General features: G+C 73.7%; 13 protein-coding genes. 2 read left to right on the top strand and 11 right to left on the bottom strand.

Annotation, left to right across the window (positions count from 1 at the left end; genetic code table 11):
- Positions 1–96: 96 nt before the first annotated feature.
- Complete coding sequence (locus IFT51_RS09900; protein WP_192060934.1) at positions 97–1,992, bottom strand: glycosyltransferase family 39 protein; 1,896 nt, start codon at positions 1,990–1,992, stop codon at positions 97–99.
- Positions 1,993–2,395: 403 nt separating this feature from the next.
- Here IFT51_RS09900 and IFT51_RS09895 point away from each other — a divergent pair, with 403 nt between their 5' ends.
- Positions 2,396–3,049, top strand: a complete 654-nt coding sequence (locus tag IFT51_RS09895; protein ID WP_192060933.1) for a galactosyltransferase-related protein — start codon at positions 2,396–2,398, stop codon at positions 3,047–3,049.
- A gap of 226 nt (positions 3,050–3,275) precedes the next feature.
- Here the strand turns inward: IFT51_RS09895 and IFT51_RS09890 are convergent, their stop codons facing one another.
- Together IFT51_RS09890 and IFT51_RS09885 are read right to left on the bottom strand one after the other, a co-directional pair.
- Positions 3,276–4,790, bottom strand: coding sequence for a glycosyltransferase (locus IFT51_RS09890; protein WP_244637180.1), 1,515 nt, complete (start codon positions 4,788–4,790; stop codon positions 3,276–3,278).
- The gene (locus tag IFT51_RS09885; protein WP_192060932.1) at positions 4,787–7,147 is read right to left on the bottom strand and encodes a glycosyltransferase; all 2,361 of its coding nucleotides are present in this window, start codon (positions 7,145–7,147) and stop codon (positions 4,787–4,789) included. The genes IFT51_RS09890 and IFT51_RS09885 overlap by 4 nt, the downstream gene beginning before the upstream one ends.
- A 328-nt stretch (positions 7,148–7,475) precedes the next feature.
- Here IFT51_RS09885 and IFT51_RS09880 point away from each other — a divergent pair, with 328 nt between their 5' ends.
- Positions 7,476–8,759: a polysaccharide pyruvyl transferase family protein gene (locus IFT51_RS09880; protein WP_192060931.1), complete on the top strand. Its 1,284-nt coding sequence runs from the start codon at positions 7,476–7,478 to the stop codon at positions 8,757–8,759.
- Between the two features lie 172 nt (positions 8,760–8,931).
- On the opposite strand, the gene IFT51_RS09875 is transcribed toward IFT51_RS09880, so the two are convergent.
- The 8 genes from IFT51_RS09875 to IFT51_RS09840 all read right to left on the bottom strand — a co-directional run bounded on the left by IFT51_RS09875 (position 8,932) and on the right by IFT51_RS09840 (position 17,604).
- Positions 8,932–10,311 carry a carboxylesterase family protein gene (locus IFT51_RS09875; RefSeq protein ID WP_371740753.1) on the bottom strand — a complete coding sequence of 460 codons (1,380 nt, stop codon included), beginning with the start codon at positions 10,309–10,311 and terminating at the stop codon, positions 8,932–8,934.
- Positions 10,312–10,486: 175 nt separating this feature from the next.
- Entirely contained in the window at positions 10,487–12,013 is a 1,527-nt protein-coding gene (gene araA / locus IFT51_RS09870) for an L-arabinose isomerase (protein WP_192060930.1), read from the bottom strand.
- Positions 12,010–12,723: an L-ribulose-5-phosphate 4-epimerase gene (locus tag IFT51_RS15150; protein WP_192060929.1), complete on the bottom strand. Its 714-nt coding sequence runs from the start codon at positions 12,721–12,723 to the stop codon at positions 12,010–12,012. The genes araA and IFT51_RS15150 overlap by 4 nt, the downstream gene beginning before the upstream one ends.
- Positions 12,720–14,516 carry a ribulokinase gene (araB, locus tag IFT51_RS09860; protein WP_192060928.1) on the bottom strand — a complete coding sequence of 599 codons (1,797 nt, stop codon included), beginning with the start codon at positions 14,514–14,516 and terminating at the stop codon, positions 12,720–12,722. The genes IFT51_RS15150 and araB overlap by 4 nt, the downstream gene beginning before the upstream one ends.
- A 288-nt stretch (positions 14,517–14,804) precedes the next feature.
- Positions 14,805–15,026, bottom strand: coding sequence for a hypothetical protein (locus IFT51_RS09855; RefSeq protein WP_192060927.1), 222 nt, complete (start codon positions 15,024–15,026; stop codon positions 14,805–14,807).
- The gene (locus tag IFT51_RS09850; protein ID WP_192060926.1) at positions 15,023–15,478 is read right to left on the bottom strand and encodes an SRPBCC family protein; all 456 of its coding nucleotides are present in this window, start codon (positions 15,476–15,478) and stop codon (positions 15,023–15,025) included. The genes IFT51_RS09855 and IFT51_RS09850 overlap by 4 nt, the downstream gene beginning before the upstream one ends.
- A gap of 109 nt (positions 15,479–15,587) precedes the next feature.
- Entirely contained in the window at positions 15,588–16,601 is a 1,014-nt protein-coding gene (locus IFT51_RS09845; RefSeq protein WP_192060925.1) for a LacI family DNA-binding transcriptional regulator, read from the bottom strand.
- Between the two features lie 37 nt (positions 16,602–16,638).
- Complete coding sequence (locus IFT51_RS09840) at positions 16,639–17,604, bottom strand: carbohydrate ABC transporter permease (protein WP_192060924.1); 966 nt, start codon at positions 17,602–17,604, stop codon at positions 16,639–16,641.
- Positions 17,605–17,606 lie beyond the last annotated feature (2 nt).

Here is a 17,606-nt window from a genome sequence, read left to right as displayed (position 1 = left end):
GATGAATGCGGGTGTCACGCCGAGAACGGGGTGTCGCGCGTGGGACCGGGTGTCGCGCCGGCGTGCGGGACGCGCAGCAGGCAGCGGCGCGCGGCGCTAGCGCTCGAGCTCGACGAGGCGGGCGCGGTGCGTGCTCCAGCTGCCGACCTCGGCGTAGCCGTCGCCCAGCAGCTCGCGCAGTCCCGACTTCGGCGACGTGCTGCCGTCGGCCGCGACGTACTCGACGAACCAGACCCGCGGAGCGTCGTCGAACCGACCGGCCGCGGCCGCCTCGGGCACCGTCAGCACGTCGTCGCGCCAGCCGTCGGCGTCGACGAACGGCGTCTTCAGCGTCACGTCGCGCAGCCCCTCGAACCCGTCGGGGTAGGTGTGCAGTGCGAGTCGCGGCTCGATCGACGGCTTGGGCGACTCGTCGAAGACGAGGGCGTCTCCGGCGACGGCGTGCTCGCCGACCAGGGCGCTGAGCTCCTGCCAGCCGGTCGCGTTCTTCGCGTACGGGCCGCGCTGGTCGAGCCACACGGGTGCGGCGAGCCCGACGACGACGGCGACGCCGAGGGCCGCGACGGCCGTCCGTCGCGAGGCGAGCACGTCGATGCCGATCGCGACGAGGATCGCCACGGCCGGAGCGCTGAACGACAGGTACCGGCCCGAGAACGCGGGCACGGCGAGGTTCAGCGCGAGCAGTGCCACCGCCGGCACGAACGCCAGGAGGAGCGCCGTCACCGTGAGGACGCCGCGCGGTGTCACCGAGAGGGCCGCCGACCAGCCGTCGCGGGCGCGGTGCAGCAGCCCGGCGGCGAGCGCCACGACGGCGACTGCGACGAGCGCCCAGGCGACGACGGCGAAGCGGGTGTCGCCGAACCACAGCTCGACGAGCAGGGCGCGCGGGCTGGTCGTGTCGCGCCGCGCGAGGAACGACACCTGCCCCCGCTGCGCCACCGAGAAGACGACGATCGGCGACACCGCGAGCAGCGCGACCACGACCGTCGCGACCCAGGCCCGCACGACGTCGCCGCCCTCGCGCAGGCGCGCCGCGCCTCCCTCGGGGTGCTGCGCCGCGCCTCCTGCGGGGATGCTCGCCGCGCCTCCTTCGGGAACATGCGCCGCGCCTCCTGCAGCAGCGGCCGGGCGGGCGTCGCGGGCCAGCGCGAGCAGCAGCAGCGCGTGCACGCCGACGATCAGACCGAAGTAGACGAACACGCCCACCCCCGCGCCGGCGAGCACGCCGTAGACGACCCAGTCGGCCCGGGAGGCGCGGTGCCGGGAGGTCACGATCCGCACGAGGGCCCAGGTGCTCCAGACCGCGAGGGCGGCCCCGATCGCGTACGACCGGGACTCGGTGCCCATCGAGGTGACGCGGGGCAGCACGGCCGCGACGATGCCGGCGATCACGGCGAGGCGACGGGTGCCGAGGCGGTCGACGAGGAGCACGACTCCGGCGACCATCGCTCCGACGGCGAGCGCCGAGGGCAGGCGGGTCGAGAAGGGGGAGGCGCCGAACAGGTCGATCCAGAAGTGCAGCCCCAGGTAGTAGAGACCGTGCACGGCGTCGATGTGCCCGACCATGTGGAACAGGCTCGGCAGGGGGCGCTGGGCCGACATGACGCTCGCGGCCTCGTCGCCCCAGAACGACGGGATCCACGAGCCGGCCGCGGAGATCGCCGCGGCCAGCAGGCCGAGCAGGATCGCGAGGCGGACCGGCGGGCGGGCGGTGGTGGCGGTGACGCTTGTGCTGCGGGCGCTGGTGGCGGTGCTGGTGCTGGTGGCGCTTGTGCTGCGGGTGCCGGCGCCGGCGTCGGCGCCGCGGGTGCTGCCGCCGGTGCTGGTGGCGCTTGTTCTGCCGGTGCCGGTGCTGGTGGCGTCGGCGCCGCGGGTGCTGCCGCCGGTGCTGGCGCCCCGATCAGCGCCGGCGGAGTGAGCCGAGGCGGGGGGGTCGGCGGCGGGGTGAGCCGATGCGGCGGCGCCCGGGGAGGGGGTCGATGCGGGGGTCACGGGTGCCTCTCCGACCCGGGGTCGGTCCGCGAGTCGCGGCCGAGGCGGCCGACGGGCACCCGCAGGCCGAGGGGCGGACCGCGGAGGCGGCGCCCGGCTCGTTCCGGACGGTCGACCGCACGAGACGGCCGCCGCCAGGGTATCCACGCCGGCTGCGGAGCTCCTGCGGAGCGCGCCTCCTCTGCGCTTCGCGGCCAGCGCCTCCTGCCGCGGTGCTCGCGCCGTGCGGCGACTCCCGCCCATGAACCGCGTTCGCGAAGAAGAACCGCGCTGTATCGCGGTTCATCTTCGCGAACGCGGTTCTTCGCGGGGCGGAGCAGGGCGGAGCAGAGCGAAGCAGGGCGAAGCAGGGCGGAGCCAGCACCGGCGGCGCCGCGCGCGCCCGCGCCGCTAGGCTCGGCGGATGGTCACCGTCGTGCTCCCCTGGCGTCCGCAGCCCAGCCGCATCGCGGCCTTCGAGGTCGTCCGCGACTGGTACGCCGAGGCCCTGCCCGACGCCGAGATCCGCACCGTCGACTCCCCCGACCCCGTCTTCAACCTGGCCCAGTGCCGCAACCTCGGCGTCGCGGCCCTCGCCGACGACGAGATCGCCGTCATCGGCGACGCCGACACCCTGCCCCAGCGCGAGCCCCTCCTCGCCGCGATCGACGCGGCCCGCGACAGCGGCCGCGTGCACCTGCCCTACACCGAGTATCACTGGCTAGGTCGGGAGGGGACCACGCAGGCGGCCGCCGGGACGCCCCTCGAGCAGTGCGACTTCGAGCTCGTGCGGGGGGCGTGCTCGGGGGTGTACGTGACCCGCGCCTCCTCGTGGCGGAGTCATGGCGGGCAGGACGAACGTTTCAGAGGCTGGGGCTTCGAGGACGCCGCGTGGTATCTCGCGCACAGCACGCTGCTGGGGGAGGCTCCGCGGCGGCACGAGGGCATGGTCTTCGCGCTGCATCACCAGGCGGAGGTGCGCGAGGGCCCGCAGTACGACGCGAACGCCGCCCTCATGGAGCGGTACCGCGAGGCCGCCGTCAGCCCCGAGGCGATGCGCGCGGTCGTCTTCGGCTGACGCCGCGCGCCCCGCCCAGCGCCGCGCCCCGCCCCGCGCACCCTGGTCAGAAGACGCCCCACTACGCCCGGTGAAGGGCCACTTCCGACCAAAGTGCGCCCAGCGCACCGCCCGCGCAACGCACCCTGGTCAGAACACGCCCCTCCGCGCCCACTGACGGGCCACTTCCGACCACCGTGGGCAGCGCACCGAGCGCACCGATCCGAGGAGGCGCGGGTCGCCCAGGTCAGCGCCCCGCGGTCAGCGCCGTCGCGGCTCGCACCCTCCCCGGCACCTCGTTCAGCGACGAAGCGAGCGCGGCCAGGCCCGCCGCGGCGTCGGGCGCGTTCTCGTGGAGGGCGAGCACGTGCCGCAGCGCCTCGACCAGCTCGCCCTCGGTGGCCGTGTTGGGCGGCAGCGCGACGCCGAAGCCGGTCCGCTCGAGCGCCGCGGCCCCCGCGAACTGGTCGGTCGAGAACGGCAGCACGACGAGCGGCACACCGGCGGTCATCGCCTCGGTCACGCTGTTGTTCCCCCCGTGCGTCACGGCCGCGGACGCCGCCCCGAGCAATCTGACCTGCGGCAGGAACTCCCGCACGAGCCAGTCGGACGGGATCTCGCCGAGGTCCTCCCGGGCGCCCGAACCCAGTGCGATCGCCGCTCGGACGCCGAGCGTGCGGAGCGCACCGGCCACGCGCCCGAGCACGTCCGAGCGCACCGAGAGGAAGCTCCCGAAGCTCACGTACACGAAGGGCTCGACGGGTGCGGCGGGTTCCTGTCGGCGGGGGCGGGTCAGCGCTGACCCGCCGCCGATGACGGGATCCCGCCGAACCGCCGCGCCCTGGGCCAGCCAGGCCTCGACCTCGGGGTCGGCGGGCTCGGTGCGCACCGCCGAGCCGAGCCATACGTGCGGCGGCAGGAGCTCCTCGCGCGCGGGGTCGGCCAGCTCGCCCGGGTAGTTGTAGAGCAGCAGCTCGCCGTGCTCGCCGAACGCGCTCGTCGACGGCGGCAGGTGCGGGGCCAGCTCGGCGAGCGCGGTGTTCCACTCGGCGGTGAACGACGCGTCGACCCGTTCGCAGAGCTCGCGCAGCCCCGCGATGCCGGCCGTTCCGTCGTCGCCCCGACCCGCGCCTCCTGCACCACCCGCGCCTCCCGCAGCACCGGCGCCGACACCCGCACCCGCGGCTCCCGCGGCACCCGCAGCGCCGGCACCGCCGGCCGCACCGCCGGCCTCCGCCGCGAACGCCGCAGGCCACTCCGGCGGGCAGCCGTAGACCTCGTCGCCGACGGGCAGCGCCGTCGGGTGCCCGAGCACGACGTCGGCGTAAGGCACTCCCCCGGCGACGAGTGCGAGGCGGGCGCTGAAGGCGAGGTGGTCGACGATGATGCGGTCGGGCGCGACCGACTCGACGACCGCGAGCACGGCGCGGGCGGTCTCGACGGGCTGCCACATGAGGTCGGTGAGCCGCTCGCGAGCCTGGTACGACAGGGTCTCGATCATGCCGACGCGGGTCGCGTCGAAGAAGCCGCGCAGCGAGGCGTCCTCGTCGGCGACCTGCTCCTCCGCGCGGATGACGCCCGGGTTCGAGCCGCGACCGAGCTGCAGGTGCGCTCGTTCGAAGCCGAACGACTCGACGATGGAGGCGGTGGCCGGCCCGGTCGCCACGACCACCCGTTCGCCGCGCTCGCGCCATTCGGTGGCCAGGGTCGCCAGCGGCAGCAGGTGCGAGGCGTAGTCGGGGCTGATGACGAGCAGGGTCATCGGCTGCTCACGCTCCATTCGCGTTGTTCGAGCTCGTCGTGGTGCACGGTCTCGTACACGCCGGTCAGTGCTCGGGCCATGGCCTGGATGGTGAACGACCGCTCGACGGTGTCGCGTGATCGGCCGGCCCGCGCCTCCGTCGTCTCGTCGCCCGCGGCCTCGAGCGCCTGGCCCATCGCGCTGCGGAGGGCGTCGACGTCCCAGGTGCGGGTGAGGTAGCCGGTGTCTCCCTGGCGCACGTAGGTCGACGGCCCGCCGCCCTCGGGCGCGACGACGAGCAGACCCGAGCCCATCGCCTCGAGCAGCGCGATGCCGAACTCCTCTTTGAGGCTGCCGCAGACGTAGACGCCGCGGGGGGCCGCGAGCCCGGGCACCCCGAAGCGCGCGGCGGCGACCCAGCGGGCGACGGTGTCGTTCGGGCGATGCCCGGGCAGCAGCAGGCCGGAGGCGCGGTGCCGGTCGGCGGGGATGATCCCGTCGATGAGGTCGAGCTGCTCGCGCTCGTCGGCGCTCGGGTGCCGCAGATCGCCGCCGATCAGCAGCAGGTTCGCCCGGTCGCGCAGCGGCCCGGCAGCGTCGGCGCCCGCACCGCCGCCGTCGGCCGCGCCCGCACCACCGCCGCGCGCACCTCCGCCGGCCCACGCCTCGACGATCGTCGCCATGCCCTTCACGCGGTGCAGCCGCCCGACGCTGACCAGCAGCGGCAGGTCGCGCCGCTCGGGCGGCAGGGTCTCGAGCAGCTCGCGCAGCTCGGCGAGCGGCGGGGTCGGCGGCAGCCCCGCGGCGTGCTCGGCGGCCTCGGACACCGCGCGGTCGACCACGTCGAGATCGATGCCCTCGGGCACGACCGTGTGGCGTTCGGGGTGGGCCGTGATGTCGATGCCGACCAGTTCGCGCATGTCGCGCTGCAGCTCGGGTCGGGGGAACAGCACGGTGTGCGACGCGTTGGCCGCGAGCTGCTGCACCAGTCGGGTGCGGAACCAGAAGTGCTCGCGCTCGTCGACGTCGCCGAAGGTCTCGCGGGTCAGACCGCCGGCGAGGTCGAGCGACTGGATGACGGCGTGCGGATCGGGCGCCACCGTGAACACCACGGGGATGTCCAGCTCGCGCGCCACGTCGGACGCCGCGAGACTGCCGACGTCGGCCATGCGCAGGTGCAGCAGGTCGACCCCGCCGCTCGCGCGCAGGATGCGCCGGATGCCGCGTCGGGCCGCGACCCGCAGCGGCCAGGCCGTGGCCGACGAGACCGGCTCGCTGAGCAGGGGCACCCGTCCGTAGGTGTGACCGGTCGTGGTGGCGGCGATCCGTTCGACGCTGTCGAGCGCCCCGGCGGCCGAACCGCGCGAGAGGGTGACCACGCGGCCGACGTGACGGGTATCGGGCTCGCGACCCGCGCCTCCTCGGCTGTCGGGCTCGGTCTGAGCACCGAAGCCCGCGCCGAAGCCGCCGCCCGCATCGGAGCCGCCGCCCGCGCCGAAGCCGCCGCCCGCGTCGGAGCCGGCCGACGCCCCGGCGGCGGAGCGCCCCGCCAGCGCGTCGCCGAGCCGCACGAGCAGCGTCGCGATCCCGCCGTTGTCGCCGCTGCCCGCCTGCGTCAGGTCGGCGTCGATGTCGGCGTGCAAAAACAGCTGGGCGACGGTCAGGTCGCCGGTCGGTGCGCGGAGCTCGTCGGGTCGTGCCGAGAGATCGACGACGGCCAGCCGTGCGACGTCGCCGAGGAACCCCTCGTGCCGCGCGAGCCCGTCGACCGCCGCGGCGACCGCGGAGTCGCCCTGCCGCTGCCCCAGCGCGGAGACCGCGGCGACCCGGACGCGCTCGTGCTCGCCGGGGTCGAGGGCGATGGTCAGCAGCGGCCGGGTCGCGATGGCGGCGCGTACCAGCCCGAGCGTCTCGACCAGCCGGTAGCGCGCATCGGGCTCGTGCACGCCGAGCAGCGCGCCCTCGAGCCCGACGGCGACGAGGGCGGGCGACGACGACGTCCACTGCTCGAGCGTGCGCTGCGCGACCATGCCCGTGAAGCCGCCCGTCGCGACGAGGCCGATCAGCCGCCCGATCGTGTCGTAGCGAGGGAGGCGCTGGCTGAGCGCCGAGGCGGCGTGCTCTCTCAAGAAGGTGCGGTCGCTCGACAGCAGCCCCGAGAGCACGACGTCGGCCGCATCGTCGAAGACCTGCGCGAGGGCGTTCGTGGCGGCGATGGCGACCAGCTGGTCGTCGCTCGAGAGGGCCGTGCGCAGCACGCGGATGGTGCGGGGCCCGCCGGTGCGGGCGGCGTCGAGGGCCAGCTCGTCGGCGAGGCGCATGGAGTCGACGAGACGCTCGGCCTCGTGGATCGCGTCGAGCGAGGTCTGGATCCCCATGTGGTGCCTCTCGAGGTCGTGTGCCGTGCCGCCGGTGCGTCGCGCCCGGACTCCCCGGGCAGAGGGGAGCCTATCGCCGCCCGGTGACACTCTCGCGCGGGCCCGATCCGCGCGGGCGCGGCCCCTGGCGGTGGGGCGGGTCCGTGTCATCGGCGGCGGGTCAGCGCTGACCCGCCCCGGAGGACACGAACCCGCCGCAGCCCGTGCCCGAACCCCCGCAGCTCGCGTCCGAACCCGCCGCAGCGCGTGTCCGAACCCCCGCTCCGCCGTCCGGTACCGTCGTCTCGGCGCGGAACCGCGACCCCCCATCACCACCCCCGGAGGCCCCGTGCGCATCGTCACCATCGGAGACGTCGGCGTCGTCGACGACATGATCCACATCGGCGACGAGGCCATGTTCGACGAGTTCGCCGCGCAGCTGCGGGCCCGCGGCGCCTCGATCACCGGGGTCTCGTCCACCCCCGCCGAGACCGCCTCCCGCTACGGCATCGAGGCCGTGCCCGCGCTCGATTTCTCGCCGGCCACGACCGGCGGCCGTGAGGGTCAGCTGGAGCGCAGGAGGCGCGTGCTGGCCGCCGCCGACGGCGACCGTTCCGCACTCCCCGCCTCCGACACCGCGTGGCAGGCGATCGAGGCGATCCGCGCCTCCGACGCCTTCGCCGTCGCCGGGGGCGGCAACATGGCGTCGCTCTGGCCGATGCACGTGTTCGAGCGGTCGACGCTCGCCGAGCTCGCGCGCCGCGCGGGCAAGCCGTACGTCGTGACCGGGCAGACCATCGGGCCCGTGCTCGACGGCGACGACCGCGCGCTCGTCGCCGAGCTGCTGTCGGGCGCCGAGCTGGTCGGATTGCGCGAGCGCGCCTCGTTCGAGCTGGTCCGCACGCTCGGCGTGCCCGAGTCGCGGCTGACGGCGACGATCGACGATGCGAGCTTCGTCGGGGTCGAGGCCGACGCCGCAGCGCCCGCAGCCGGCACCGCCACAGCCGCAGCCGCAGCCGCAGCCGCAGCCGGCACCACCCCCGCGGCCGGCACCGCCGCGCCCGCGGCCCCGTACTGCGCGGTCAGCCTCTCCGCCCACGTGGGAGCCGCCGACCGCACCCTGTTCGCGGAGGCCGTGGCGCACCTCCTCGATCGGGTCGTCGACGAGACGGGACTCGAGGTCGTCTTCCTCGCGCACTGGGCGTCGTTGCGGGCCGACGACGAGCGCGGCGACTCGCTGCTGCACCGCGCCGTGATCGACCGGATGACCCGGCCCGCCCGCGTCGAGCCGACCACCGACACCCCCGCCGCCGCGCGCTTCGCCCGGGAGGCGGCCCTGCACCTCACGAGCCGGTACCACCCCGCGGTCTTCGCCGTCGCGGCGGGCGTCCCCACCGTCGGCATCGCGGTCGACGACTACACGACGGTCAAGCTGACCGGGGCGCTGGCGAACTTCGGTCAGTCGAGCGTCGTCTCGGCCGAGCAGGTGCTGGCCGGCTCGGCGGACCGGGTCGTGCTCGACGCCTGGGGTGCGCGCGACGCGGTGCGCACCGCCTGGGAGGCGCGGGTCGACTCCGCCCGAACCGCCTCCGCCGCGTGGTGGGACCGCGTCGCCGCCGCCCTCCGCGCGTAGTTCGCGCCGCTCCCGCGCCCGTGCCGCGCCGCACCCGTGCCGCGCGTAGCCCGCGCCGCGCCGCTACACCCGCAATTCGGCGCTGCACCCCGGTAAATGCGGGTGTAGCGCCGAAAACGGGGTGCCACGCGAGCGAGGCGGCGGCGCGCCGGCTCGCGAGCGAGGCCGCGCCTCAGCCCCGGTCGAGCGTGATCGTGTCGCGCGCCCCCGCCGCGGCGTCCGCCGCCAGGGTGCCGGTGCGGGCGAAGTCGGCCCAGATCTGCCGCACCCGGCGCCCGCGGCGGTCGACGTCCTCCCACGAGCTCGAGCCGACCAGCCGGGTGTGCCCCCACGACTCGCGGCCGCCGAGCAGCAGCGGCACGTCGGTCACGTGGGCCGCACCGAACTCGGCGCCCTCGGGGGCCCAGGTCATCCGGTACCGGACGGCCCTCCCGCCGGAGGCGCGGTGCCGGTCGGCGAACGCCCGAGCGTCTCGGCCGTAGATCACGTGGGTCGTCCCGCCGACCAGCACCCTGCGGACCAGCCCGCCCACCACCGGCAGCGCGGCCAGGCGACGGAGCGCGGGGATGAACGCCAGGAACAGCCCGGTCTCCTCGCTCGTGGTGCCGATCAGCAGGTCGATCTGCGGGGCGACCCGGCGCCAGGCGGCATCGCGGTCGGCTTCGGCGGGCAGGGGCGCCTCGTCGTACTGGAGCCCGAACGCCATGCCGCCGCGCAGGCCGAACCGTCGTGCGGCCCGCTCGGCGACGGCCTGCCGGGCGAGCACCTCGTCGACTGGGGCGTCGCGCGACGGGGTGCCGACGGCGGCCACCATCGCGGCGGACATCTTCGAGCGCCCGGAGGTGATGCCGAGCGGGGCGCTCTGCACGATGGCCCGCTGGAAGAGCCCTGCGGCGCCGTCGCTGATCATCAGGTGGGCGATGGCGTCACCGCCCGCGGACTGCCCGAAGAGGGTGACGCGGTCGGCGGCGCCGCCGAACGCCTCGATGTTCGCGTGCACCCAGCGGAGCGCCTCGAGCTGGTCGAGGAGCCCGAGGTTGGCGGGGATCCGGTCGCCGTCACCGAAGAAGCCGAAGAGGCCGAGGCGGTAGGTGACGGTGACGACGACGACGCGCTGCTCGGCGACGAGCGCGCGGGGGTCGTAGACGGAGAGGTCGCCGGCGCCGGTGACGTACGAGCCGCCGTGGATCCACACCATGACGGGCAGGCGCTCGCCCGGGCGGAGGTCGACGGGGAGGGTGACGGAGAGGAACTGGCAGCTCTCGTCGGCGACCATGCCGTCGGCGGCGCCTTCGATGAGGGCGCTCAGCGTCTCGGAGGGCAGCTGCGGAGACCCGGGCGAGCGGTCGAAGGCGAGCACGGGCTCGGTCGAGGGCGGCACCGGGCGTGGTGCGGTGAAGCGGTCGGACTCGGCGTAGCGGATGCCCGTCGCCCGCACGACGTCGCCGTCGACCCGGCCGACGATCGGGCCGGCCGGTGTCTCGAACCGTCGCCGCGCCTCCTCGGGGATCGATGCTGCAGGAGGCGCGGTGCGAGAGCTCTGTTCGGTCACCCCGCCACGCTAGGCCCGCCCCCTGCGCCCGGCCCGCGAGCCGCCGCCCCGGCCCCGATCCGCCAGGTGGATCGAGTGGTCAGAAGATGTCCTTCAGGCTGAGCGGAAAGACAACTTCTGACCACTCGAGTGCGAACCCGCGAGCCCGCGAGCCCGCGAGCCCGCGAGCGGACCCCTACAGGCCCCGCGCGAGGCGGTGGTACGCGGCGTTCCAGGCGACCTCGTGGCGGAAGTCGCGGATGCGGGTGTCCTCGTCGATCACGAGCAGCTCGGTCTCGACGATGCGGGCGAGGTCCTCGAAGGCCTCGAGCCCGACCGCGGTCGACATGACCGTGTGGTGGGCGGCGCCGGCCGTCAGCCACGCCTCGGCCGACACGGCGAACGACGGACGGGGCTTCCACACCGCGCGCCCCACCGGGAGGTTCGGCAGGTCCTCGTCGGGGTCGACCACGTCGACCACGTTGACCGTCAGGCGGAAGCGGTCGCGCACGTCGCTCATCGCGACGACGACGGCCGGGCCGGGGTCGGCGGAGAAGACCAGGCGCACCGGGTCGTCCTTGCCGCCGATGCCGAGCGCGTGCACCTCGAGGGAGGCGCGCCCCGACGTCAGCGCCGGGCTGACCTCGAGCATGTGCGCCCCGAGGATCTTCTCCTCGCCGGGCACCAGGTGGTACGTGTAGTCCTCCATCAAGGAGGCGCCACCCGGCAGACCGGCGCCCATCACGTTGGCCGCACGCACCAGCACCGAGGTCTTCCAGTCGCCCTCGGCGCCGAAGCCGTAGCCCTCGGCCATCAGACGCTGCACGGCGAGACCGGGCAGCTGCTTGAGCGCACCGAGGTCTTCGAAGTTCGTCGTGAAGGCGCTGAACCCGCCCGCCTCGAGGAACGACCGCAGACCGATCTCGATCGCCGCCCCGTCGCGCAGCGACTGGTGACGCTCACCACCGGCGCGCAGCGCCGGGACGACGTCGTACTCGGTCTCGTAGACGGCGACCAGCGCGTCGATCTCGGACTCGGTCGCGGCGGCGACGGCCTCGGCCAGCTCGTTGACGCCCCAGGTGTTGACCTGCACGCCGAAGGCCAGCTCGGCCTCGGTCTTGTCACCCTCGGTGACGCCGACGAAGCGCATGTTGTCGCCGAAGCGCGCCAGCTTGAGCGAGCGCATGGCCGAGGCGCCGGCCGCCGCGCGCATCCACGTGCCGACCTGCTTCTGCACGCGGGGGTCGCTGACGTGACCGACGACCGTCTTGCGCGGCACTCCGAGGCGGGTCTGCATGTAGCCGAACTCGCGGTCGCCGTGCGCGGCCTGGTTGAGGTTCATGAAGTCGAAGTCGATGTCGGCCCAGGGCAGCGCCACGTTGGCCTGCGTGTGCAGGTGCAGCAGCGGCTTGCGGAGGGCGTCGAGCCCGCCGATCCACATCTTGGCGGGGCTGAAGGTGTGCATCCACGCCGTGACGCCGATGACGGAGTCGTCGAGGTTGGCCTCGAGCATCGTGCGGCGGATCGAGTCGGCGTCGGTCAGGACGGGCTTCCAGACGAGACGCACGGGCACGTCGGAGGCGGCGGCCAGCTCGTCGGCGATCGCCTTCGACTGGTCGGCGACCTGCTTCAGGGTCTCTTCGCCGTAGAGGCCCTGGCTGCCGGTGAGGAACCAGACCTCCTTCGAGGCGAGGAAGGCGACGGGGTCGAGGGTGTCGTTCACGAGAGTTCTCCTGCTGGCGCTTGGCCGTAGACGTTCTGGTACCGGTCGAACAGAGCGTCGATGCTCTGCTGAGGGATGGGGATGGGCTCGCCGAGCTGGCGGGTGATGTGCACGGTGCGGGCGACGTCCTCGGTCATGACGGCGGCCTTGACCGCGTCGCGGGCGTCCTTGCCGATCGTGAAGACGCCGTGGTTCTGCATCAGCACGGCGCGGCTGCGGTGGCCGGTCAGCGTCTCCACGATGCCCTCGCCGATCGACTCGTCGCCGATGATGGCGAACGGCCCGACGGGGATCTCGCCGCCGAACTCGTCGGCCATCGCCGTGATCACGCAGGGGATCGCCTCGCCGCGGGCAGCCCAGGCCGTCGCGTAGGTCGAGTGCGTGTGCACCACTCCCCCGACGTGCGGCATGTTGCGGTAGACGTAGGCGTGCGCGGCGGTGTCGCTCGACGGGCTGCGCTCGCTGCCCGGGGTGCCTTCGAGCACGGTGCCGTCGAGGCGGCAGACGATCTGGTTCTCGGGGGTGAGGTCGTCGTAGCCGACGCCGCTCGGCTTGATGACGAAGAGGTCGGTGCCGGGCACGCGACCCGAGACGTTGCCGCCCGTCCAGACGACGAGGTCGTAGCGCACCAGCTCGGCGTGCAGCGCCGCGACGTCCTCGCGGGTCGCGTCGATGGCGGCCTGCGTCGCGCGATCGATCCAGCCGCTCATGCGGAGGCCTCGATGCTCGCGTCGGCGGCGGTCTGCTCGACCGAGTCCGCGCCTCCTCGGCCGTCGCCGTCCGACCCGGGAGCAGGAGCCGAGGAGGCGCGGGTCGCCTCCCGACGCATCGCCCGCAGGCGGTGCATCACGTCATTGCCCCCACGACCGAACCAGTCGTGCAGCAGCAGGTACTCGGCGTAGAGCGCGTCGTAGGCGTCGGCGTTCGCGGGGTCGGGCGTGTAGGTGGCCCGCTCGACGCTGCCCATCGCCTCGGCCGCGGCGCGGATGTCGGCGTACGCACCGGCGGCGACCGCGGCGTGGATGGCCGAGCCGAGGGCCGGGCCCTGCTCGCTCGTGATCGTCGAGATCGGCAGACGCAGGACGTCGCTGTAGGTCTGCATCAGGTGCTTGTTCTTCAGCAGACCACCGGCGGCGATGAACTCGGTGACGGGCACGCCCGACTCGTCGAAGGCCTGCACGATGCGGCGCGTGCCGAAGGCGGTGGCCTCGAGCAGCGCGCGGTAGCCGTCGGCGGGCGAGGTGGCCAGGGTCTGACCGACGATGACGCCGCTCAGCTCGTGGTCGACGAGCACCGAGCGGTTGCCGCTGTGCCAGTCGAGGGCGACGAGACCGTGGGCCCCGACGGGCTGCTCGTAGGCGACGTCGGTGAGGTGCTGGTGCACGCTCTTGCCGGCGGCCGCGGCCGCGTCGACGGCCGACTGCGGCACCTGGTTCTTGACGTACCAGGCGAAGATGTCGCCGACGCCCGACTGCCCGGCCTCGTAGCCGTAGAGCCCGTCGACGATGCCGCCGTCGACGACGCCGCACATGCCGGGCACCTCGGCGAGCTTGTCGCCGTTCATCACGTGGCAGGTGCTCGTGCCCATGATGGCGACCATCTGACCGGGCTGCGTGGCCTTCGCGGCGGGGGCGGTGACGTGCGCGTCGACGTTGCCGACCGCGACGGCGATGCCCTCGGGGAGGCCGGTCCAGCCGGCGGCCTCGGCGGTCAGCGTGCCGGCGGCGTCGCCCAGCGCGCCGATCTCGTGCACGACCTTCGTCTCGGCGAAGTCGGCGAAGTCGGGGTTCAGCGCACCGAGGAACTCGCGGCTCGGGTACTCGCCGTCCTGGTAGATGCCCTTGTAGCCGGCGGTGCAGGCGTTGCGGACGTAGCGCCCGCTCAGCTGCCAGACGATCCAGTCGGCGGCCTCGACCCAGTGCTCGGTCGCGGCGTAGACCTCGGGGTCCTCTTCGAGCAGCTGGAGGCCCTTCGCGAACTCCCACTCGCTCGAGATGAGCCCGCCGTAGCGGGGAAGCCAGCTCTCGCCGCGCTCGGCCGCGAGCTCGTTGATGCGGTCGGCCTGGCCCTGCGCGGCGTGGTGACGCCAGAGCTTGACGTAGGCGTGCGGGTGGCCGGCGAACTGCTCGAGCTCGTTGAGCGGCGTGCCGTCGGCGGTGGTCGGCACCATGGTGCAGGCCGTGAAGTCGGTGCCGATGCCGACGACCGACGCGGGGTCGACGCCCGCGGCGGCGAGTGCCTCGGGCACGGCCTTCTTCAGCACGTCGACGTAGTCGGACGGCACCTGCAGCGCCCAGTCGGCGGGGAGGCGCTCACCCGTGCCGGGGAGGGTCGTGTCGACGACGGCGTGCGAGTACTCGTGCACGCCGGTGCCGAGCTCGGCCCCGTCGGAGACCCGCACCACGACGGCTCGGCCGCTCAGCGTGCCGTAGTCGACGCCCACCACGTAGGTCTCGGCGGGTGCGGCTGAGCCGGGGGCGGTCGGGGGAGCGTGATCGACCATGATGACCTCTTCGTCGTCGGGGTGGGCGGAGTGATCCGCACCGAAAGTGAGCGCTCACATCATGCCATGTGAGCGCTCACTCTCGCCACCCCGCGCCCGGCTCCGCGCATCGATGCGACTCATTCGGCCGATCGGACGGGGCCGACCGCGCAGAACGAGTCACCTCGACGACTCACGCGCAAGCCGCGCCTGTCTCCGCGCGTCGATGCGACTCATTCGGCGGATCCGACGGGGCCGACCGCGCAGAACGAGTCACCTCGATGGCACAGCGCAGCGGCGCGCAGCGCGTCAGCTGTAGTCGTGCCCGGCGACGCCCGTCGCGCGGTAGACGACCGGGTCGGCGTCGGCGGTCTCGGGGTCCAGCTCGTACGTGATGTCCTCGCCGTCGGCCGCGCCGGGCCGGGTCAGCGACTTGACCGGTGCGCCGTCGATCGGCTGGAGCTGCTCGGTCGACACCTCGGCGCCGTCTTCGCCGACGAACGACGCGGTGTACGTCGACTCGTCGCTCATGCCTGGACGTCTCCGCGCCATGCGCCCGTCTCGGAGCCCTTCGACTCGATGAACTCCTTGAAGTTCTTGAGGTCCTTCTTGATGGCGTGGTTGTCGGCGCCGAGCGTGTTGCCGATCTTCTCGAGGAATCCCTCGGGGGTCCAGTCGATCTGCACGGTGATGCGCGTCTCGGAGTCGCTCAGCTTATGGAACGTGACGACGCCGGCGTGGTCGACCTCGCCGCCGGTGCTGTTCCAGGCGACGCGCTCGTCGGGGTGCTGCTCGGTGATCTCGGCCTCGAACGTCTTCTCGACCGGTCCGACCTTGACCTTCCACACCGTGAGGGTGGGCGTGGTCTGGGTGATCGACTCGACCTCGTCGAGGAACTTCGGGAAGTCCTCGAACTGGGTCCACTGGTTGTAGGCGACGCTGACGGGCACGCTGACGTCGACGGTCTCGATTGCTTGCGACATGTTTCGTCCTTCGTTCTGCTGGAGGTGCTCGGTCTGCAGTGGACGGTAGGTCCGCGCCCGGCGCCGCGTCCGCGCTTCCAGCGGATTGGCAGGGCCGAGGAGGCGCGGGTCAGGTGGTCGCGCGCCGCACCAGCTCGGTCGGCAGCGTCATCGCCGCGGGCTTCTGACCGTCGATCAGCTGCAGCAGCAGCCGCACCATCTCGGAGCTGATCCGGTCGAACGGCTGGCGCATGGTGGTCAGCGCGGGTTCGGTCGACGCCGCGATGCTCGAGTCGTCGAAGCCGCCGACGGCGACGTCGTCGGGCACCCGGCGGCCCGCCGCGGCGAGCGCGTCGAGGGCGCCCGCGGCCATGCGGTCGTTGGCCGCGAAGACGGCGTCGACGTCGGGCGACGCCGCGAGCAGGTCGGTCATGGCGGCCTCGCCGCTGGCCCGCGAGTAGTCGCCGTGACGGATCAGCGACTCGTCGAGGTCGTCGCCGAGCTCGGTGCGGTAGCCGTCGAGCCGGGTGATGCCGCCGGGGGTGTCGAGCGGGCCGGCGATGGTCGCGATGCGGCGGCGGCCGAGCGAGCGGAGGTGCGCCACCATCTCGCGGGCGCCCTCCTCGTCGTCGGCGGCGACGTACCCCATGCGCCGCTGGTAGCCGAGCGGGATGCCGCACGCGATGGCGGGCACGCCCGACCCGACGATGTCGGCGAGCAGACGCTGCCCGCTGTGCGCCGAGACGAGCAGCACGCCGTCGACGTGGCCCGCCTCGATGTAGGCCACGGCGCGCTTCTGCTCGGCCGACGACCCCGCCATGATCAGCACGAGCGACATGTCGCTCTCGGCGAGCGCCGCCGCGGTGCCCTTGAGCAGGGCCGAGAAGTTCGGATCCTCGAAGAGCTGCTGGTGGTCTTCGGTGAGGAGGAACGCGACCGAGCCGGTGCGGTTGGTCGCGAGGCTGCGGGCGTGCGGGTTGACCCGGTAGCCGGTCTTCTTGATCGCGGCGTCGACGGCGGCCTTGGCGTCGGGGCTGACCCAGCGACCGCCGTTCAGCACCCGCGACACGGTGCCCCGCGAGACGCCCGCCTGGTCGGCGACGTCGTTGATCGTGGGCCGCTGGCGACCGGGAGTGCTCGTCACGCGGCCAGCCTAGGGGGCTGCCGACCCGCGCCTCCCACTACTTGACGGCGCCGGCGGCCAGGTCGACCCGCCAGTACCGCTGCAGCACCAGGAAGATCAGGATCAGCGGGATGACCGACAGCAGCGCCCCGGTGATGACGAGCGTGTACAGCGCCGGCGCCGACGCGCCCTGGTTGAGCAGCCCGTTCAGGCCGACCGTCAGCGGGAACAGCGAGTCGTCGCCGAGCATGATGTACGGCAGCATGAAGTTGTTCCAGATGGCGACGAACTGGAACAGGAAGATCGTGACGAGCCCCGGGCCGAGCATCGGCACGGCGATGCGGTGGAAGATGTGCAGCTCGCCGGCGCCCTCGGTGCGGGCCGCCTCGATCACGTCGGTCGGCACGGCCGCGGCCCCGTAGATGCGGGCCAGGTAGATGCCGTACGGGCTGATGATCTGCGGCAGCAGCACGCCCCAGAACGTGTTGGTCAGGCCGACGTTCGCGAGCAGGAAGTACTGCGGGATCGCGAGGATCACCCCGGGCACCAGCACCCCCATCAGCAGCACGTTGAAGACGACCTTCTTGCCGGGGAACTCGAACTTCGCGAGCACGTAGCCCGACAGCGCCGACACGTAGGTCGAGGCGAGGGCGCCGATGCCGGCGTAGAGCGCGGTGTTGAGCATCCAGCGCCAGAACAGGCCGTCGCGGTACTGACTGAGTGCGACGAGGTTGTCGAGCAGGTGGGTGCTGGGCGCGAGGGTGAAGGTCGAGAAGAGCTCGCCGCCGTCTTTCGTGGACGCCATGACGACCCAGAGCACGGGGAACAGGCAGTAGACGGCGCCGATCAGCACGATCGCGGTCGAGACGAGGCTGCGGCGCTCGGTCAGCGAGCTGCCGCCGGGGCGACGGGTGCTGCGGGGCCGACCCGCGCCTCCGGAAGCGGTCGCCGAGGAGGCGCGGGTCGAGTCGGCGACGGAGAGGTCGCCGCGGCGGGTGGCGCCGTCGAGGTCCGTGGTGGTCATGG

The sequence above is a fragment of the Frigoribacterium sp. CFBP 13712 genome, from assembly GCF_014842255.1.
Classification (GTDB): Bacteria; Actinomycetota; Actinomycetes; order Actinomycetales; family Microbacteriaceae; genus Frigoribacterium.
This window is presented reverse-complemented; position numbering and strand designations above follow the sequence as displayed.